Annotated in this window: 14 protein-coding genes, 1 tRNA gene and 2 pseudogenes; 6 read left to right on the top strand and 11 right to left on the bottom strand. The window is 59.4% G+C overall.

All coding sequences use genetic code 11. The features are described 5' to 3' along the window. The first annotated feature begins 363 nt into the window (after nt 1–363). Entirely contained in the window at nt 364–3,258 is a 2,895-nt protein-coding gene (locus ACZZ0K_RS04370; RefSeq protein ID WP_024013986.1) for a ribonucleoside-diphosphate reductase subunit alpha, read from the top strand. A 1,044-nt stretch (nt 3,259–4,302) separates the two neighbouring features. Here the strand turns inward: ACZZ0K_RS04370 and flgE are convergent. From flgE to ACZZ0K_RS04340, 6 genes are all read right to left on the bottom strand, one after another. After that, complete coding sequence (gene flgE, locus ACZZ0K_RS04365; RefSeq protein ID WP_056788088.1) at nt 4,303–5,637, bottom strand: flagellar hook protein FlgE; 1,335 nt, start codon at nt 5,635–5,637, stop codon at nt 4,303–4,305. Between the two features lie 31 nt (nt 5,638–5,668). Continuing rightward, a complete protein-coding gene (flgD, locus tag ACZZ0K_RS04360) occupies nt 5,669–6,397 on the bottom strand; it encodes a flagellar hook assembly protein FlgD (RefSeq protein WP_016773615.1) in 729 nt (242 codons plus the stop codon). Between the two features lie 15 nt (nt 6,398–6,412). After that, complete coding sequence (flgC, locus tag ACZZ0K_RS04355; protein ID WP_016773614.1) at nt 6,413–6,856, bottom strand: flagellar basal body rod protein FlgC; 444 nt, start codon at nt 6,854–6,856, stop codon at nt 6,413–6,415. A gap of 3 nt (nt 6,857–6,859) precedes the next feature. Beyond that, nucleotides 6,860–7,270, bottom strand: coding sequence for a flagellar basal body rod protein FlgB (flgB, locus tag ACZZ0K_RS04350; RefSeq protein ID WP_016773613.1), 411 nt, complete (start codon nt 7,268–7,270; stop codon nt 6,860–6,862). 337 nt (nt 7,271–7,607) lie between these two features. Then, on the bottom strand, nt 7,608–8,435 hold the full coding sequence (gene cheR, locus ACZZ0K_RS04345; RefSeq protein ID WP_016773612.1) for a protein-glutamate O-methyltransferase CheR: 828 nt from the start codon (nt 8,433–8,435) through the stop codon (nt 7,608–7,610). A 46-nt stretch (nt 8,436–8,481) separates the two neighbouring features. Continuing rightward, the gene (locus ACZZ0K_RS04340) at nt 8,482–9,414 is read right to left on the bottom strand and encodes a chemotaxis protein CheV (RefSeq protein ID WP_016773611.1); all 933 of its coding nucleotides are present in this window, start codon (nt 9,412–9,414) and stop codon (nt 8,482–8,484) included. An 82-nt stretch (nt 9,415–9,496) separates the two neighbouring features. On the opposite strand from ACZZ0K_RS04340, the gene flgA reads away from it, so the two are divergent. The 4 genes from flgA (at nt 9,497) to ACZZ0K_RS04320 (ending at nt 12,099) form a co-directional block, all read left to right on the top strand. Then, nucleotides 9,497–10,258 carry a flagellar basal body P-ring formation chaperone FlgA gene (gene flgA, locus ACZZ0K_RS04335; protein WP_073472167.1) on the top strand — a complete coding sequence of 254 codons (762 nt, stop codon included), beginning with the start codon at nt 9,497–9,499 and terminating at the stop codon, nt 10,256–10,258. A 162-nt stretch (nt 10,259–10,420) separates the two neighbouring features. Then, nucleotides 10,421–10,747 (top strand): flagellar biosynthesis anti-sigma factor FlgM, encoded by a 327-nt coding sequence (gene flgM, locus ACZZ0K_RS04330; protein WP_016773609.1) that lies wholly within the window; start codon nt 10,421–10,423, stop codon nt 10,745–10,747. Between the two features lie 48 nt (nt 10,748–10,795). Further along, the gene (locus ACZZ0K_RS04325) at nt 10,796–11,263 is read left to right on the top strand and encodes a flagella synthesis protein FlgN (RefSeq protein WP_041479278.1); all 468 of its coding nucleotides are present in this window, start codon (nt 10,796–10,798) and stop codon (nt 11,261–11,263) included. 89 nt (nt 11,264–11,352) lie between these two features. After that, complete coding sequence (locus ACZZ0K_RS04320; protein ID WP_041479276.1) at nt 11,353–12,099, top strand: flagellar brake protein; 747 nt, start codon at nt 11,353–11,355, stop codon at nt 12,097–12,099. A 73-nt stretch (nt 12,100–12,172) separates the two neighbouring features. On the opposite strand, the gene ACZZ0K_RS04315 is transcribed toward ACZZ0K_RS04320, so the two are convergent. The 4 genes and pseudogenes from ACZZ0K_RS04315 to ACZZ0K_RS04300 form a co-directional block, all read right to left on the bottom strand. Then, nucleotides 12,173–13,555, bottom strand: a complete 1,383-nt coding sequence (locus ACZZ0K_RS04315; RefSeq protein ID WP_252878729.1) for an MFS transporter — start codon at nt 13,553–13,555, stop codon at nt 12,173–12,175. Between the two features lie 69 nt (nt 13,556–13,624). Next, a pseudogene (locus ACZZ0K_RS04310) lies at nt 13,625–14,864 on the bottom strand (glutamine synthetase family protein). A 307-nt stretch (nt 14,865–15,171) separates the two neighbouring features. Beyond that, nucleotides 15,172–15,864, bottom strand: coding sequence for a sensor histidine kinase (locus ACZZ0K_RS04305; protein WP_016773604.1), 693 nt, complete (start codon nt 15,862–15,864; stop codon nt 15,172–15,174). Next, nucleotides 15,861–17,464, bottom strand: a pseudogene (locus tag ACZZ0K_RS04300) (response regulator). Before ACZZ0K_RS04300 ends, ACZZ0K_RS04305 begins: the two are co-directional and overlap by 4 nt. 217 nt (nt 17,465–17,681) lie before the next feature. On the opposite strand from ACZZ0K_RS04300, the gene ACZZ0K_RS04295 reads away from it, so the two are divergent. After that, nucleotides 17,682–19,034, top strand: a complete 1,353-nt coding sequence (locus tag ACZZ0K_RS04295) for a lysozyme inhibitor LprI family protein (protein ID WP_258707085.1) — start codon at nt 17,682–17,684, stop codon at nt 19,032–19,034. Nucleotides 19,035–19,184: 150 nt separating this feature from the next. Here ACZZ0K_RS04295 and ACZZ0K_RS04290 read toward each other — a convergent pair. Then, nucleotides 19,185–19,261, bottom strand: a tRNA-Arg gene (locus ACZZ0K_RS04290). Between the last annotated feature and the right edge of the window lie 89 nt (nt 19,262–19,350).

Here is a 19,350-nt window from a genome sequence, read left to right as displayed (position 1 = left end):
GGGTTTTCACCTAAAACGCCCAACCACATTTCAGACCTGAAACTCAAGCGCTTTATGGCCGGTTTCCGGTAGAACAAGCGAGTTTTTTCAAGCCCAAACCGCACTGGCGGATGGCACCGTTTTATTTGGTCCGAAACGGACAAAACGGTATGGGTGTTGCAGTCATGACTGCCACCCGCGAAGGAATCCGGTGGCGAGCTTCGGCTCGTAACCAAAACTTCGGCAAGGATGCGGCGTTGCAGCCTTTTTCCTACTGTTCCGAAGTTTGTAATGCCGACGCCCGTCGGTTGCAGTGCTTCGGTACAGAACGGTGAGCACCATGACGGTGCCAAACAAACATAGAGAATGTGGAGACCACCCCCCATGCAAACCGACACAACTCGCGAGAACCCGCAGGGCACCTTGCCGCAGGCCGCCGATTCGACTTCGGATCTGGCAGCCACCGCGCCTGGCCAGCTGCGCGTGATCAAGCGTAATGGCACTGTCGTTCCTTACACCGATGACAAGATCACCGTCGCTATCACCAAAGCGTTCCTCGCAGTTGAGGGCGGCACCGCTGCCGCTTCGTCGCGAATCCACGACACCGTTGCGCGCCTGACCGAACAGGTCACTGCGACCTTCAAGCGTCGCATGCCATCGGGCGGCACCATCCACATCGAAGAAATCCAGGACCAGGTCGAACTGGCCCTGATGCGTGCCGGCGAGCAGAAAGTCGCTCGCGACTACGTGATCTACCGTGACGGCCGTTCGAAAGAACGCGCTGCCCACGCCCCGGCCGAAGCTGCGGTCAACGCTCACCCGTCGATCCGCATCACCCGCGCCGACGGCAGCCTCGCGCCGCTGGACATGGGCCGCCTGAACACCATCGTCACCGAAGCCTGCGAAGGCCTGGAAGAAGTCGACGGCGACCTGATCCAGCGCGAAACCCTGAAGAACCTGTACGACGGCGTGGCCCTGACCGACGTCAACACCGCCCTGGTGATGACCGCCCGTACCCTGGTCGAGCGCGAGCCGAACTACTCGTTCGTCACCGCCCGCCTGCTGATGGACACCCTGCGTGCCGAAGGCCTGAACTTCCTCGAAGTCGCCGAAAGTGCCACCCATCACGAAATGGCCGACCTGTACGCCAAGGCACTGCCGGCCTACATCGCCAAAGGTATCGAGTTCGAACTGCTGAACCCTGTGCTGGCCACCTTCGACCTGGAAAAACTGGGCAAGGCGATCAACCACGAGCGCGATCAGCAATTCACCTACCTGGGCCTGCAGACCCTGTACGACCGCTACTTCATCCACAAGGATGGCGTGCGTTTCGAACTGCCGCAGATCTTCTTCATGCGCGTGGCCATGGGCCTTGCGATCGAAGAGAAGCAGAAAGAAGACCGTGCGATCGAGTTCTACAACCTGCTGTCCTCGTTCGACTACATGGCTTCGACCCCGACCCTGTTCAACGCCGGTACCCTGCGTCCACAGCTGTCGAGCTGCTACCTGACGACCGTGCCGGATGACCTGTCGGGCATCTATCACGCGATCCACGACAACGCCATGCTGTCGAAATTTGCCGGCGGTCTGGGCAACGACTGGACGCCTGTTCGTGCGCTGGGTTCGTACATCAAGGGCACCAACGGCAAGTCGCAAGGCGTTGTGCCGTTCCTCAAAGTAGTGAACGACACCGCTGTGGCCGTGAACCAGGGTGGCAAGCGCAAAGGCGCTGTGTGTGCCTACCTGGAAACCTGGCACATGGACATCGAAGAGTTCATCGAGCTGCGCAAGAACACCGGTGACGATCGTCGTCGTACCCACGACATGAACACCGCCAACTGGATCCCTGACCTGTTCATGAAGCGCGTCTTCGATGACGGCAAGTGGACCCTGTTCTCGCCATCCGAAGTACCGGACCTGCACGACCTGACCGGTAAAGCGTTCGAAGAGCGCTACGAATACTACGAAGCGCTGACCGAGTACCCGGGCAAGGTCAAGCTGTTCAAGACCATCCAGGCCAAAGACCTGTGGCGCAAGATGCTGTCCATGCTGTTCGAAACCGGCCACCCATGGCTGACTTTCAAGGACCCGTGCAACCTGCGCAGCCCGCAGCAGCACGTCGGCGTGGTCCACAGCTCGAACCTGTGCACCGAGATCACCTTGAACACCAACAAGGACGAGATCGCCGTTTGCAACCTGGGCTCGATCAACCTGCCGAACCACATCGTCGACGGCAAGCTCGATACCGCCAAACTGCAACGCACCGTGAACACCGCCGTGCGCATGCTCGATAACGTGATCGACATCAACTACTACTCGGTGCCGCAAGCGAAGAACTCCAACTTCCGCCACCGTCCGGTCGGTCTGGGCATCATGGGCTTCCAGGACGCTCTGTACCTGCAGCACATCGCCTACGGCTCCGACGCGGCCGTCGAGTTCGCCGACAAGTCGATGGAAGCGGTCAGCTACTACGCGATCCAGGCTTCCTGCGACCTGGCCGACGAGCGCGGCGCCTACGAGACGTTCAACGGTTCGCTGTGGTCCAAGGGCATCCTGCCGCTGGATTCGCAACAGATCCTGATCGAACAGCGCGGCGAGAAGTACATCGATGTCGACCTGAAGGAAACCCTTGACTGGGCACCGGTTCGCGCCCGTGTACAGAAAGGCATCCGTAACTCGAACATCATGGCCATCGCACCGACCGCGACCATCGCCAACATCACTGGCGTCTCGCAGTCGATCGAACCGACCTACCAGAACCTGTACGTGAAATCGAACCTGTCGGGCGAATTCACCGTGATCAACCCGTACCTGGTTCGCGACCTGAAGGCTCGCGGTCTGTGGGACTCGGTCATGATCAACGACCTGAAGTACTACGACGGTTCGGTGCAGCAGATCGAGCGCATCCCGCAAGAACTCAAAGAGCTCTATGCGACCGCGTTCGAAGTGGACACCAAGTGGATCGTTGACGCCGCCAGCCGTCGTCAGAAGTGGATCGACCAGGCCCAGTCGCTGAACCTGTACATCGCTGGCGCATCGGGCAAGAAGCTTGACGTGACCTACCGCATGGCCTGGTACCGTGGTCTGAAAACCACTTACTACCTCCGTGCCCTGGCCGCGACCAGCACCGAGAAGTCGACCATCAACACCGGCAAGCTGAACGCTGTTTCCAGCGGCGGCAACCACGGCGACGATTCGGTTCTGGCCGCTCCGGCAGGTCCGGCGCCAGTGCCAAAGGCCTGCGCGATCGACGAGCCGGATTGCGAAGCTTGCCAATAAGCTGAGCTGAGATCAGGCGTTGCGAGACGCCTGGGATCTCGAGACAAAAGAAAACCCCCGACAGACTTCTGGTTTGTCGGGGGTTTTGTTTTTTGGCGGCCTTGGCGGCCTCTGGGCCGACCAGGCTCTTGGGGTTTTGGGTGAATATCCGTTGCTGCGGTAACGGCTTCTTATGGTTTCGCTCTTACAGCGAGTCACCTTTTTCAGACGCCAAAAGGTAACCCAAAAGGCTTTGCCCCGGCGTACGGCCCGCTCGCTGGGGCTCGGGGTACCTTCGTTACGGGACCGATCCGGGCGCAGCGGCTCCGGTTGGCTTCGCTGCACCTACACTCGCTGTGTACGACTGCGTCGTACGGTCGCTGCGCTCCCACCCCCGGATCGATCCCGTAACGAAGCCTGCCGAAGGGGCAAAAGATCAAAAGCCGGATCAAAAGCCAGAGCAAAAGCAAAAGCAAAAGCAAAAGCAAAAGCAAAAGCAAAAGCAAAAGCCAGATCAAAAGATCGCAGCCTTCGGCAGCTCCTACAGTTGGATTGGGTACCACTTCAAGAACAGGTCGGCTGACAGGCCGCCTTCGCGAGCAAGCTCGCTCCCACAAAAAGGCAAAGCAGCGCAACTGCCCGCGGCAAAGCCGCCCCACTCAACAATGAGCGCAAGCTCGAGTGCTCTTGATCTTGATCCACCGGCGACGTCGGAAGGCTGAGCGGAGGGATTGATCCGGGGGTGGGAGCGCAGCGACCGTCTGGCGCAGCCAGACACAGCGGAAGGAGGTGCAGCGAAGCAAACCGTAGCCGCTGCGCCCGGATCGATCCCGCAGCGAAGGAACCCGAGCCTGCGAGGGCCGAACGCAGGAGCTAGCGTTTTTTGCTTACTTTTTTGGCGCTTGTAAAAAAGTAAGTCGCCGTCAGGCGAAACCGCCAGCAGCCGCTACCGAAGCAACGGATATTCACCCAAACCCCCAACAGCCTGGTCGGCCCAAAGGCCGCCACGGCCAAAAAAAGCCCCTCAAAACCGAGGGGCCCAAAAAAACCAGTCAGAAACCCGAATCAGGTCATCTGAATAATGGTCTGCATGATCGTGCTCTGAGTCGAAATGGTCTTGGCGTTCGCCTGATAGTTGCTCTGACCCTTGATCAGATCAACCAGCTCATTGGTCAGGTTAACGTTCGACTCTTCCAGCGAGTTGGACACCACCTCACCCAACGTACCGGTCTTCGGCGCGTCGTAGCCCGGAATACCCGAAGCGAAAGTCTCTTTCCAGCTGGTGCCACCGACAGCCTGCAAGCCCTGTTCGTTGGTGAAGCTGGCCAGTGCAACCTGACCAATCGCTTTGCTCTGGTTGTTGCTGAAGTTGGCGAACAGCGTACCGGTACCGTCGATGGTCAGGTTAGTGATCTGGCCAGTGGCGTAACCATCCTGAGTCGGGATCGTACGCGAGGTATCAGCGTTGTACTGAGTGGTGTTGGCCATCGAGATGGTCACGCCATTCGGATTCGCTGCCGCGCCGTTAGGCGTAAACACGCCATTGGTCACAGTGCCCGGCACCCAGCCAGTCATCTTCAGATCACTGCTGATGATCGGGTTGGCTGGATCCGCCGGGTTAGGCGTGCTCACCTGAACCAGCTTGCCGGAGCTGTCGAACGACAATGTCGAGGCAACCGGCGCAGTGGTCACAGGGTTGCTGCCGGTAGCGTCCGGGTTACGGCCATCGACCAGGGTATAAACCTTCCAGGTGTTCCCGCCAGTCTTGACCATGTACTGGTCCATGACGTGGGCGTTGCCCTGGGTGTCATAGATCGGTGTGCTGAACGACTTGGTGTACGTTTCCGGCTTCGACGGGTCGAACGTTACAGCGCTGGCGCCGGTATCGACGATCACTGGCGAAGACGAATTGAGGTTGATGCTCGAGGTCACCGCAGAAGACGACTTCGGCGCCAGGTTCGAGGTGTCGATCTTAAGGTCAGTCAATACGCCGTTGATGATCTTGCCGTTGGCATCCACACCGTAACCCTGCAGACGCGAGGTGTAGTCGGTGTTGGTGATGTAACCGGCGTTGTCGACCTTGAACGTACCGGCACGGGTGTACGAGATCGAGCCGTTGTTGCTCATGGTGAAGAAGCCGGAACCGTTGATGCCCATGTCCAGCACGTTGCCCGTGTTGTTGATGTCACCCTGGGTGAACTGCTGGGAAACGTTGGCCAGGCGCACGCCGTTGCCGATCACTTTGCTGCCGCTGCCCAGACGAGTCGACGAATAGACGTCTTCGAATTCTGCGCGCGAGGATTTGAAACCGGCGGTGGCGACGTTGGCGATGTTGTTGCCGGTGACGTCGAGTTGTTTGTTGGCGGCATAGAGACCGCTAAGGCCGATGTTAAAAGACATGTTCCACTCCTTCGTGCCGGGTTAGTCGGCTCTATATACCAATGGTTTGTACTTTGGACAGGGCAACGGTGCCCTTGCCGGCCAGGTTGAGCATCAGCTCGCCACCGGTCTGGCTGATCGTCACGCTGTTGACGGTCGCCGGCAGGTAGGTCGCCAGGTCGGTCGCGGTGCCGTTGATCGGTGCGTTGGCCTTGAACGTGTAAGTGCCGACCGGAACCACGGTGCCGGCGGTGTCCTTGCCGTCCCAAGTGAAACTGGCATCGCCGGCAGCGCGGCTGCCCAGGTCGATGGTGCGCACGGTCTTGCCGTCCTTGTCGGTGATGGTCACGGTGCCGCCGGCAATCGACGAAGGCACGGTGACCGAACCGGTCAGGCCTTTGCTCGGGTCATCGAGCTGGGCGGTGTTGGTCTGCACGATCACGTTGCGACCGACCAGCGACGACGCTTGCAACGCCTGCGACGAGTTGTAGTTGCCGGCAAGGCCACTGACAGTGGAGTTCAGCGTGGTGATGCCTTCAAGGCTGCTGAACTGCGCCAACTGCGCGACGAAGGCGCTGTTGTCCTGCGGGTCGAGCGGGTTCTGGTTTTTCAGCTGGGTGACCAGCAATTGCAGGAAAGCATCCTTGCCCAGCGCCTGGCCGCCTGTGGCACTGTTGGTCGCCGAAGCGATGCCGCCCGACGTCGTGCTGCTGGCCTTCTTCGACGAGTTGGCCAGGATGTCGTTCATGCTCAGGCTGCTGGTGGTATCCGTAACGCTCATGGCAGTCGCCCCTTATTACTGACCGAGGGTCAGTACCTTCTGCATCATGGTTTTGGCGGTGTTCATCATTTCCGCGTTGGTCTGGAACGAGCGGCTCGCGGAAATCATGTCAGCCATTTCTTCCACCACGTTGACGTTCGGGTAGTAGACGTAGCCCTTGGCGTCGGCGGCCGGATGGTTCGGCTCGTAGCGCGCTTCGAGGTTGCTCTGGTCTTCGACGACGCCAAGCACCTGCACGCCCTGCCCGGCCGCGTCCTGGTTCTGGAACAGCGAATTGCTGCCGCCGGCCTGGCCGCCCTGGAACATGGTGGCGAACACCGGATGACGGGCGCGGTAGGTCTGGTCGATGCTCGACGAAACGGTTTCGGCGTTGGCGATGTTCGAGGCCACGGTGTTCAGACGCGTGGTCTGCGCGCTCATGCCGCTGCCGGCAATGTTGAAAACGCTGGACAGGGACATGGATTATTCTCCGCGCAGGGCTGACACCAGCCCTTTGAATTTGCTGTTGAGCAAGGTGAAGCTGGCCTGGAAGCCGACAGCGTTTTCCGCGTAGTTCGACTGTTCCAGTTGAGCGTCGACGGTGTTCTGATCGATCGAAGGCTGCATCGGCGTGCGATACATCAGCGACTCGTCGCCGTTGCCCAGCCCTTCAGCCTCGATGTGCCGGCTGTTGGTCATGTTCAGGGCAAAGTGGCCGCCGGTCTTGGTCTTCTCGGTCTGTGCTTCGAGCACTTTGGAGAAATCCAGATCCCGCGCTTTGTAGTTCGGGGTGTCGGCGTTGGCGATGTTGTTGGCCAGCACTTCGGCACGCTGGGCGCGGAAGCCCAATGCCTTTTCGTGAATGCCCAGCGCTTTGTCGAAGCTGATGCTCATGTCGGGAACCTTCAGGTGACCGGTTTTTCGTATCTGAGCTTTAGCAAGCGCCGTGCCAAATGATCAAAGCCCCGTATTCCGGGGCTTTGCGCCTGACAGGCAAAGCGGCAATGCCAGAAAAGCGGCAACCGGTTACCGCCGGATGCCGCTTTTCTGCCGCTGTCGCCTGCCAACACCGAACCTGTAGGAGCTGCCGAAGGCTGCGATCTTTTGATCTTGGTCTTTAAAAAGCAACATCAAAAGATCGCAGCCTTCGGCAGCTCCTACACGGGTGCGGTGTCAGGTAAAAAAAGGGAGGCTTTGAAGGCCTCCCGTTTTTTGTATTGCCGCAAACCGCTTATTTCGCCTTGTAGATAATCCCCGGGCTGCACTGAACCATCTGGTAATGATCCGGCAATCCGTTCAGCGCTTCCGAAGCGCCAAGGAACAGATACCCGCCCGGCTTCAACGTGCTGTGAATGCGCAACAGGATGTCCTTCTTCACTTCGGCAGAGAAGTAGATCAGCACGTTGCGGCAGAACACGATGTCGAACTTGCCCAGCGCCGCATAGCTGTCGAGCAGGTTGAACGAGCGGAATTCCACCCGGCTCTTGATCGGCGCCTTGACCACCCAGCGCCCCGGCCCTTTCGGGTCGAAGTAGCGTTGCAGGCGTTCCGGCGACAGGCCACGACCGATGGCCAGGCTGTCGTACTCGCCGGTCTTGCAGTTGTTGAGCATCAGGCCCGACAGATCGGTGGCAACGATCTGCACACCCATCTTCAACTGACCCAGGTTGCTGCGCTCGAACTCGTCGATCGACATCGACAGCGAGTACGGTTCCTGTCCCGACGAGCAGGCCGCCGACCAGATCCGCAGACGCTGGTTGGGGCTGGCCTTGATCGCTTCCGGCAGTACCTTGTTCTTCAAGACTTCAAACGGATAGGTGTCGCGAAACCACAGGGTTTCGTTAGTCGTCATGGCATCGACCACCTGCTCGCGCAAACCGCTGCGCGGCTGGGTCTGGATGCGCTGCACCAGCTCACCCAGGGACTTGATGCCTTGCTGCTCCATCAGTTTGTTGAGACGGCTCGAGACCAGATACTGCTTGTTTTCACCGAGCAGAATGCCACAGGCTTTTTCCAGGAAGACCCGGAACTGTTCGAAATCCAAATTACCCGTAGACAATGATGCCGCCTCTTAAATCGTGTTGACCGCCAGGGACAGAAGGTCCCTAGCTGATATCTGCTGCTTTGATCCGGTCGACTACCCGGGATGCGAGGTCATCAGGACGGAATTTGGCCAGAAAGTCATCAGCACCGACTTTCTTCACCATCGCCTGATTGAATACCCCCGACAACGAAGTATGCAGGATGATATGGAGCTTTTGCATGCGTGCGTCGCCGCGGATTTCCGCCGTCAGGGTGTACCCGTCCATCTCCGGCATCTCGATGTCGGAAATCATCATCAGGAACTCTTCTTCCGGCTTCTTGCCCTCGTCGACCAGCTTGCGCAGGTAATCCAGCGCCTGCTTGCCGTCGTTCAGCGCCACCACTTCGACACCGATGGTCTGCAGACAACGCGTGACCTGCTTGCGCGCCACCGACGAGTCATCGACCGTCAGCACCCGCAGCGACAATGCCTTGGTCTGCGTCTCGACATCGACCACGCCCACCGAAATCGCTTCCGGCGTCGGCGCCACTTCGGCCAGCACCTTCTCGACGTCGATGATTTCGACCAACTGGTTGTCGACCCGCGTCACAGCGGTCAGGTAGTGATCGCGACCGGTGCCCTTGGGTGGCGGATGGATCTCTTCCCAGTTCATGTTGACGATGCGCTCCACCGAGCGGACCAGGAAACCCTGGGTCTTGGTGTTGTACTCCGTGATGATCACGAACGGACTGTTCTTGTCTTTCAACGCACCGGAGCCCGTTGCCATTGCCAGATCCAGGATCGGAATGGTCGCTCCCCGTATATTCGCTACCCCGCACACGACAGGACTGGATTTGGGCATCAACGTCAGGGACGGGCATTGCAACACTTCCCGTACCTTGAACACGTTGATCCCATAGAGCTGCGGCCCGTCGAGACGGAACAACAGAAGCTCGAGGCGATTCTGCCCTACCAGTTGCGTGCGCTGGTTCACCGAATCCATTACACCAGCCATGCCCAGACTCCTACACCAACGCCAAGTGTTGTTGCGACGCACATTCATTGCTAAACGGCACGGCGCTTGCTTTTTAACTCGTATGAACGCTCAAACGACATTTTCCCGACGCCTGACATCTTCCCTTCGCAAAGGGCTTTGCGCGGTGTCCGCCGTTTGCTGCTTGCTTGCTGGCAGTCCTGCCCATGCAGATGCGGTTACCTTGCCTGATATGCTTATCGGCGTGACTCAGGGCTTTCTTGAATTCACCGTAGAAGACTATTTGGCTTCCAGTCAAACCGAAGGCCGCTACGAAATCGAAGTCAACCAGCTCGACCCGCGCATGCGCATGCCCATGTGCGACAAGGAATTGACAGCCACGCTGGAGAGCCCGGCACGCCCGCTGGGCCGCGTCACGGTGAAGGTTCGCTGCGAAGGCAGCTCGCCCTGGACGGTGTTCGTACCCGCTCAAGTCCGCCTGTTTCGCGAGATCGTGACGACCACTCGTCCGCTGAAACGCGCCGGCATTATCGAGCCGCAGGACGTGACCTTGCGCGAGCGCGACGTCAGCACGATCAACCAGGGTTTCCTGACCTCCGTCGACGAAGCGATCGGGCAGAAACTTACCCGACCAACGGTCGCCGATCAGGTCATCACCCTGGTGCATCTGGAACAGGCCGAAGTGGTCCGCAAGGGTGACCAGGTGGTGATCACTGCGCGCAGCGGCACCCTTGCCGTACGCATGCCGGGTGAAGCGCTCTCCAATGGCGGCATGAAAGAACAGATTCGAGTAAAAAACCTTAATTCTCAAAGAGTTATCAAGGCGCAGGTGATTGCGCCGGGACAGGTCGAAGTGGCCATGTAAAAGCCCCGTGGAGAAAACTGGCGCCGATCCCGTCGCTTCCCTAAACTGTGCCGCAGCAGGTCTCGCAACGGCGCATGCAAGCTTATGGTTGATTGGGCCTAAAGTTTTTCAGGGGATAGCCGAAAACATGGCAAGCGTCCAAATTCCCAGAGGTTTTTTATCATGGTTATCGATTTCAACCGATTGAACAGTTCCTCGTCACTAACCGGCAGCACACGTACCAGCAACGCCAAGGAAAGCGCTGAAAACAGCCCCTCCGCGCCGCTGAATACCCAGGCCGAACAGGCCAATGTCGCCAAAAGCGGGGAGTCGGTACACCTCAGCAATGAGGCTCAACAGTTGCAGAAGGTCACTGACAAGCTGCGCGATCAGCCTGCTGTCGACAAAGCCCGTGTGGCCGAGTTGAAAGCCGCGATTGCCGATGGCAGCTATAAAGTCGACAGCAACCGTGTAGCCAGCAAACTGCTCAACTTCGAAGCCCAGCGCTAGGCTTTTGCCGGCGCCAGGCTTTTGGACGCTTAAACCCCAAGGCCAGCCATGCACGACACTAACTTATTGCAACTGATCAACGACGACTTTGCTCCAGCGCAACAATTGCTGGAGTTATTGCAAACCGAATCCCTCGCTTTGCATGGTCGTGACATGCCGTTGCTGGAAGAAATTCTGGCGACCAAGCAAGCGTTGATCATTCTGCTCGAGCAGCATGGCCGCAAGCGCAGCGAAATCCTCGCCAGCCTCAACCTGCCGACCGATCGCACAGGTCTTGAGCAACTGGCCAGCCAGTCGAGCATTGGCGACCAGTTGCTGACCCAGGGCGATGCCCTGACCGCGCTGATCGCCCAGTGCCAGGCTGCCAACGTCAAGAATGGCCAGTCGATCCAGATCCAGCAGGCGACCACGGCCAATCAACTGAAGATCCTCACCGGCGGTGAGCCGCCAGCGCTTTACGACGCCAGCGGGACCTTTGCCAAACCGGTCAAGCCGCGAACGCTCAGCCAGGCATGAGCCATTCGCTGACCCTGCACTATCCACCTGCGCAACATGCTGGCAAAATACTGGCCAGTCGTCTTATTTTGTCTGGAGATTGAAGAACCGTGTCCAACACCCTAAGCGCGGATGATGCTCCGCAGCCTCCGAAGGTGCTCACCACGCCACTGGAAATCTCCAGCAACCTGCGCCAGCTGCAAGACAGCCACGATCCGCTGATCATCACCTTCCATGAACGCAGCCAGCGCTTTCAGAGCTACCTGATCAAGGTCGACCGCGAAACCGCGACGATCGCCCTGGACGAAATGATCCCGCGCGATGGCGAGCGCTTCCTGCAAGCGGGCGAACCGTTCAAGGTCGAAGGCTTTCATGACGGCGTGCGCATCGCCTGGGAATGCAACGGCACGCTGAACATCGAAGAATCCGACGGCGACCGTTTTTACACCGGCGACCTGCCGAGCGAAGTGGTCTACCACCAGCGCCGCAACGCCTTCCGCGCTGCGTTGAAACTCACCGACCTGGTCAGCGTTGAACTGGGCGGCGAAAAGCTCAAGGTTCCTCTGCACGGCAAGCTGCTGGATATCTCCGCCACTGGCTGCAAATTCCGCTTCGAAGGCGACATCACTGATCGCCTGCAACTGGGCCAGGTCTACGATCGCCTGATCGCCCCGCCGCTGTTCGGCAATCAGCCAACATCGGTCGAGCTGCGCTACCTGCACTTCGAAGAAAAACTCAACATCACCTTCGCCGGTCTGCGCTTCCACAACATCAGTGGCCAGGCTGCGCGCAACGTCGAGCGTTTCGTTTACCAGTTGCAGCGTGAAGCACGGCGTTTCGACAAAGACGATCTCTGAGTCGCAGCGACAAATAAAAAGGGCAGTCCTGTGCGGGACTGCCCTTTTTTATGCGCCGGTGTTTATCTTCGGCTCAGGGCCTGCCACCACTGATATCCGGCGCAGGCTTGTCGTCATCGCCGCTGTCCTGCTCGGTTTCAACGACTGCATCCGGCTGCACTTCGGGCTCAGGCTCAGGAGTGACCGGCGCCGGATCCTGCACCATCTGCTCCTGCACCACCTGCTCATCAACACGCGGATCGAGCGCCGCCACCAGCGGCGAACTCGACATGCTGTCCGGCATTGCCACGTGATGCAGCGGTGCGTCGTCGACCTGATGCAGGTTGGTCACTGCTTTCGGACGAATCCGCCAGACCAGCACCAGCGCGAAGAAACTGAAGAACGCATACAGGCTCTGACTGCCGAGAAACTTCATCAGCACACCCGCGAGCAGCGGCCCGATGCTCGCGCCGACGCCATAGGTCACCAGCAACATCGCGGTCAGCGACACCCGGCGATCGCCTTCGACGTGGTCGTTGGAAAACGCCACCGCCAGCGGATACAGGCAGAACTGCACCAGCGAACAGAAGAAGCCGACGACGAACAACACCTCCAGCGGCACCTGCGGCATGATCGCCAACGGTAACGCCGCCACCGCCAGAAACCCTGCAAAGCAGCGAATCAGCAATGCGCGGTCATAACGGTCGGACAACCAGCCCAACGGCCACTGCACCAGCAAGCCGGCAAAAATGCAGCTACCCATGAACAGACCGACCTGTTCGGTCGTCAGCCCCTGTTGCGAGGCATACAGCGGCGCCAGACCGTAGAACGAACCGATGATCAAACCGGCGCCGAGCACCGTGCTCAGCGATTGCGGCACCCGTTTGATAAAGAAGCGCGGCTCCATCGGCGCCGGATGCAGGGGCGCCGGGTGAATCCGTCGGGTCAGCGTCACGGGCACCAGGCACAGGGCAAAGCACAGCGCCACCAGCATCAGCAGTTCCAGCCCGAGGCCGGGATGCATGACCAGAATCAGCTGGCCCAGCACCAGGCCCAGATACGAAGCGATCATGTAACCGCTGAACACCAGCCCACGCTGATTGGCGTCGGCCTGCTCGTTGAGCCAGCTCTCGATGACCATGTACTGACACATCATCCCCAGACCGACGATCGTCCGCAGCACCAGCCACGCCGGCAGCCAGTCCACCAGACCATGGCCGAGCACCGCCGCGCCGACGATCCCCGCACACGCCGAGTAGGCACGGATATGCCCGACCCGGGCGATCAGGCGATGGCCGATCTTGCCGCCCAGCACCAGACCGAAATAGTTGGCCGCCATCAGCGCACCGACCCACAGCCCGTCGACATTGTCGGCGGCCAGACGCAAAGCCAGATAAGTAGAAAGAAGGCCTGAGCCGATCAACATCATCAGCGAGGCGAAATACAGCGCTCGAAAGGATTTCCAGATTTGGCGCATCGGCGTTCCGAGCGGCTCCTTGCAGTAAATACCGGGCGGTCAGAACGACAGCCCGGCAGCAGCGATACGTCAGGCCTGGGCGGCCAGCACACGGCGCTCCCAGGGAGTGATTTCATCAAAGAAGCTGGTCAACTCCATGGTCTTCGAAGCGATGTAGCCTTCGATGAACTCCGACCCGAACAGTTCCCTCGCCAACTGGCTACGTTTCAGACGCTCAAGCGCGGCGTGCAAGGTACACGGCAAGGCCAGATTATCCGGCACGGCGAATTCACCCTGGATCGCCGCGCTCGGCTCCAGTTCCTGCTCGATGCCATGCAAACCCGCAGCCAGACTGGCGGCGATCGCCAGATACGGATTGGCGTCGGCGCCCGGCAAGCGGTTTTCGACCCGACGTGCGACCGGCGAGCTGGCGGGAATACGCAAGCCGGCGGCGCGATTGTCATGGGACCAGCAGGCATTGTTCGGCGACGCGTACGGATGACACAGGCGCTGATAGGAATTCACGTTGGGCGCAAACAGTGCGGTGAAATCGGCGAGGCCTGCCTGTTGCCCGCCGATGAAGTGGCGGAACATCGACGTCGGCTCGCCGTTCGAGTCAGTGAAGACATTCTTGCCGCTGCCGATCTCAACGATGCTCTGGTGAATATGCATCGAACTGCCCGGCGTGTGCGCCAGCGGTTTGGCCATGCACACCACGCTCAGTCCATGCTTGAGCGCGACCTCCTTGAGCAGATGCTTGAACAGGAACGTCTGATCGGCCAGCAGCAGCGGATCGCCGTGCAGCAGATTGATCTCGAACTGGCTGACGCCCATTTCATGCATGAACGTGTCGCGCGGCAGGCCGAGGGCGGCCATGCATTTATATACTTCGCTGAAGAACGGCCGCAGGCCGTTGTTGGAACTGACGCTGAACGCCGACTGACCATCCTCGCGACGGCCGTCGAGGCCCACCGGCGGACGGAACGGCTGAGTCGGATCGGTGTTCGGTGCGAAGACAAAAAATTCCAGTTCGGTCGCCACCACCGGCGCCAGACCGTGCGCGGCGTAACGGGCGATGACCGCTTTGAGCTGGCCACGGGTCGAGAGACTTGAGCTCCCCGCTCAGTTCGTCGGCGTCGCAAATCGCCATGGCACGCGGCTCGTCGCTCCAGGGCAAACGGTGAATCTGCGCAGGATCGGCGACCAGCGCCAGATCGCCGTCATCGCTGCCGTAGAACCGCGCCGGCGGATAGCCGCCCATGATGCATTGCAGCAGCACACCCCGCGCCAACTGCAAACGCCGCCCCTCGAGGAAACCCTCGGCGGTCATCACCTTGCCCCGTGGCACACCGTTCAGATCCGGGGTGACACATTCAATCTCATCAATGCCGGTCAATCGCTGCGCGAGTGAACCCTGGCCATCGGTTGTCATGACGCAATCCTTGTTGTTGTGCGAGCCGCGAACGGCGACCCGGACAAAATAGGCTGCGGCTGTTCGGAATATCAAGCAGCGCCCACAAAAATCCCGATCTTGTGCAGGAGCCGTAGGAGCTGACGAGTGCAACGAGGCTGCGATCTTTTGATCTTGCTTTTCAAAATCAAAAGATCGCAGCCTTCGGCAGCTCCTAAACCAGACCTCAGGGCAAGTAGAGGCTGAACACCCCACCGCCCAACGGCCCGCCATTGCTGATTTCGGTGCGCCCTTCCACGCCGTTGCGCTGATGCAGCGCCGCGATGCGATTGGCGAAATACAGACCGAGGCCGGTGCTGCCGCTGCTGTGATTGATGCCCTGCACATAATCGGCCTGACGCTCGAGCATCTCTGCCGGATAGCCGTCGCCATCGTCGTTGATGCTCAATACCAGTTGCCCGGCTTCGTCGCTGACGGTAATCAGCAGCGACTCGCGGGCGTAACGGATCGCATTGTTGATGCAGTTGCCGAGCACCGAGGCGATCAGCTCGCGATCGAAGAAACCCAGCGGGCTCAACGGGTCGACTTCATAAGTGGCGATGATGCCGCGACTGGCAAACACTTCCTGATGCGCGGCCAGTTGCGCCTCGATGAAATCGTCGAGTTCGTGATACGCCGGCTGCAGCGGCAACTGATTCACGCCAAGTTTGTACAGCCCCAGCAACTGCACGAGCATGCCGTTGAGGTGGGCGAACTCGAAGTCGATCACGCCCTGCTCCGAGCCGTCGCGCAGCTCTTTCGGCAGACGCGCCAGCCATTGGCTGTGCGCCTGCATCAGCATGGCCAGAGAGTTCTTCATGTCGTGAACGGTGGAGGCAATCACCGTGGAAAAATCCAGCGCCGGATCTATTGGGTTCATTCGCCAAACGCCTTGCTTTTCAGCTTCTGATAACGCGCAAACCGCGCGTCGGTGTCGGGCATCAGGCCCACCAGTTTCAGGCAGGCCCGACATTCTTCCAGCTCCGCCGACGGCACACTGGTGTCGGTGCCGTGCAGCAGCGACTGGGCCAGGTTCAGCGCGATACTGATGTTTTTCGGTTGCAGCTTGAGCGCCTTGCGGAACACTTCGCGGGCCTCGACCAGATTGCCGGTCTTGTACACGCGCACGCCCTGGCGGTTGAGATCGGCCGCAGCGTTGCTCGAACTGAGAATCGTCGGATCGTCGGTGAGCTTGGCGATGTCTTTCATCACCGCTGGGTCATCACCGTAGATCTCCGCGCAACTCTTGAGCATCGAAGTGCCCGCCTCGGCCTGACCGAGCATCTGCAACTGCTTGGCCACCAGCAACGCCGCCTCGGGACTCATGAATTGCTCCATGCCATCAAGGCGCATCAGCGCCTGTTCGGTGAGCTTGTCGGCGGTTTCGGCGTCGTTGAGCAACAGGCTGGTGGCTTTCATCAAACGCGCACGAATCTGCAGACCGGGGTCGCTCGGGTTTTCTTTGGCCACAGCGCTGAGGGTGGTGTTGATCTCCAGTCGCGTACGCGTGTCGAGCCCGCGATCGCTACCCTTGCTGATCAGCGCGTGCGCCAGGCCGAGATTGCTTTCCGGGTCCTTGAAACGCGACTGCGTGCCCTGCGCCACGGCCTGACGATAAGCGCGCGAGGCGGTTTCGAAATCTTCGTTGGCCATCGCCAGTTTGCCCAGCAGAGCCTGACGGCGCACCGCCAGCGGCGACAGGCGAATCGCTTCTTCGAGCACCCGCTGCGCGCCTTTGCTGTCGCCTTCAGCCACCAGCACATCAGCCATGCCGTCATAAAGCGCCGGCATCATCGGGAACACTTTCAAGGCCTTTTCATAAACTTCTTTGGCCTGCGAGACCTGCCCGCGCTTGAACAGCAACTTGCCCAATCCAGCGAAGGCCCACGGCAATGGACGGTCGGCAATGATGCCGTCGTAGAGCCGCTCCAGCGCTTCGTTCTGGTTCATGTCACGCAGGGCGTCGGCGCGGTAGCGCAGGCACAGCGGCGAATAGCGGATGTCCTGCTTGCACAAGGCAATACAGGCATTGAGCACCTCGACCGGCTTACCGCGATCAAGGGCCTGCAGAATCGGTTTGAGCAAAGTCTTGCGTTGCTCCAGACGCTCAAGGCGCTGGGCCAGCCCGGAACGGTTGAACGGCTTGGTCAGGTACGCATCCGGCTCGTGCTCCAGCGCGCTGAGCACCATCGCCTGACTGGTTTCAGCGGTGACCATGACGAAAACGGCTTCGTGGCTGATGAGCTTTTCCGACATCAGGTCTTCGAGCACCTGCTGGCCGTTCTTCTTGCCGTCGCCGAGGTGGAAGTCCTGAAGAATGAAATCGTAGGACTTCTGCGAGCACATCTTCAGCGCCTGCTCGCCAGTGTCGGCAGTATCGACATCCTTGACGCCGAGCTCACGCAACATCGAACGCACGGAACTGCGGAAATCGGAAAAATCATCGACGATCAGAAAGCTTTTTGGTGATACGACGACATCGAAGATTTCCAGGCAATTGAAGAAAACGAACCGAGGCGATTTCAGGCGCGCAGATGATAGCTGGAGGCCATGCGCCATCAAGCGATTTCGCGCGAGCCTGAACTCACCGTTCGGGTTATCGGCCAAAAGTGCCGGGGCCTGAGGGTGGAGCTTCAAGAATGTTGCCTGGAGTATTACTCTGCGCGCCTGCTCAAGGATTTGCATAAGGACTGAATCGTGTACATCAAGGGACGCTACATCCTGTCAGCGTGTTTGCTTGTCTTTATCCAGCAAGCGACAGCGGCGGCGATGGATTGCAAAAAAGCGGCGAACGACGTGGAAAACATGATTTGCGCGAATAAATCGCTGTATGAGCTAGACGCGCAGATGGGCACGCTGTATCGCCAACTGATGACAACTGCCACAGCGACGCAACCTGAGCTCAAGCGCACCCAGCGCGCCTGGCTGAAAACCCGCAACGCCTGCGCGGACGATGTCGCTTGCCTGGATGGCAGCTACCGCCAGCGACTGCAAATATTAAAGGCACAGTGGACACAAGCCGTGGCGTGGCAGCCGGACACCGTGGATGTTCAGGCGATGAACGATCTGCAGGAGAGCATTCGTGCCGAGAGCAAAGGCCACCCGGAATTTGCGCTGGAACATGCCTTGGCCGCACGGGCTTTCGAGTCTTCGCAGACATCGTTCGCGGGCGATCCAGTCGACAGCTACGGCGAGCAAACCAGCTTCCCCAAGTCGCGCCCCAAAGGCGTGAGCGAGGACGAATGGAAAGCATTGAACGCCTCAAGCATCGACGGTGCCGCCGAGACCGGACGGTCTTCCTACGCACTGCTGGATCTGGACCATGATGGCCAGCGCGACCTTATCGTCGACACATACGCAGGCGGCACCGGCTTGTTCACCTACGTGGAAACCTGGCGCCGCACGGGCGAGCGGTTCGTCAAAAGATCGGTCGAGCCGGAAAGCTCGCTGTTCTACACCAACGACCGTGGCGCCAATCAGGCAATCAGCTGGATCAAGCTTCACGACAGAATCTATGCCGCCTACCGAAACGGCGCCTACGGTGTCGACAATCTGTACCTGCTCAATCCGCTGAAGATCAACCGTCAGGTACCGACGGTGTCCGTGCGTTACGCTTACGCCCTGCAGGTGCCCACGACTCAACATAAAGAGGATGGCACCAGCACCTATGAGCTTGACGCGGATCTGCAAGGGGCACTCGAACACGCCATCACTCAGGCAATGAAAATCGCCCCCGGCTCGATCAACAACGCGCCCCTTTGCCCACTTCCTCCCACGGGTGCCGGAGACGACGATTACTACAGCTACGGTCCAGGGCACTACACCATCGAAAAGATCGCCGATTTGCCGGTAATGATCAGCGGCGAATGCTACATCGGGGCGCTGATTGACTGGTTCGGCAGTTACAGCGAAAAGACGGGGTTATTCGCCCAACTGGCCGTGCGCAAGCCGGGCGTCGAGGCGAGCGGGACTACTTACGAAGTCCACGGCCGTCGGCATGTCACAGACGTCAGCAGCACTCTCGGCAAAGTCGAACTGAACGGCGACTGATCGTCAGTCAGCACCGGCGCAGAATGATCCGCTGCAACCGCAGAGGTGGAACCCCGGAGTTTGTAACAGTGCAGAACGCCTGTTCGTCGACCAAACCAAAAAGCCCCGTCGCAATGGATAAATGCGACGGGGCTTTTCGTTTTCAAGAAGTGGTGTCCCAGGCGGGGTTCGAACCTGCAACCTTCCCCTTAGGAGGGGGATGCTCTATCCAATTGAGCTACTGAGACACTGGTTGAAGCGCGCTGTACGCGGCGCGACAGACGGCGTGCATGTTAACGGCCGGCCCCTGTTTTGTCATGTCGTCCGTAGGGCTTTT

The organism is Pseudomonas sp. AC255 (assembly GCF_979258175.1).
This window is presented reverse-complemented; position numbering and strand designations above follow the sequence as displayed.

Coding starts and splice junctions, on each gene's coding strand:
- ACZZ0K_RS04370 (WP_024013986.1), top strand. CDS start 364: ATGCAAACCGACACAACTCGCGAGAACCCGCAGGGCACCTTGCCGCAG.
- ACZZ0K_RS04305 (WP_016773604.1), bottom strand. CDS start 15,864: ATGAACCCAATAGATCCGGCGCTGGATTTTTCCACGGTGATTGCCTCC.
- flgM (WP_016773609.1), top strand. CDS start 10,421: ATGGTTATCGATTTCAACCGATTGAACAGTTCCTCGTCACTAACCGGC.
- flgC (WP_016773614.1), bottom strand. CDS start 6,856: ATGTCCCTGTCCAGCGTTTTCAACATTGCCGGCAGCGGCATGAGCGCG.
- flgA (WP_073472167.1), top strand. CDS start 9,497: ATGAACGCTCAAACGACATTTTCCCGACGCCTGACATCTTCCCTTCGC.
- ACZZ0K_RS04340 (WP_016773611.1), bottom strand. CDS start 9,414: ATGGCTGGTGTAATGGATTCGGTGAACCAGCGCACGCAACTGGTAGGG.
- ACZZ0K_RS04315 (WP_252878729.1), bottom strand. CDS start 13,555: ATGCGCCAAATCTGGAAATCCTTTCGAGCGCTGTATTTCGCCTCGCTG.
- flgD (WP_016773615.1), bottom strand. CDS start 6,397: ATGAGCGTTACGGATACCACCAGCAGCCTGAGCATGAACGACATCCTG.
- flgB (WP_016773613.1), bottom strand. CDS start 7,270: ATGAGCATCAGCTTCGACAAAGCGCTGGGCATTCACGAAAAGGCATTG.
- flgE (WP_056788088.1), bottom strand. CDS start 5,637: ATGTCTTTTAACATCGGCCTTAGCGGTCTCTATGCCGCCAACAAACAA.
- ACZZ0K_RS04325 (WP_041479278.1), top strand. CDS start 10,796: ATGCACGACACTAACTTATTGCAACTGATCAACGACGACTTTGCTCCA.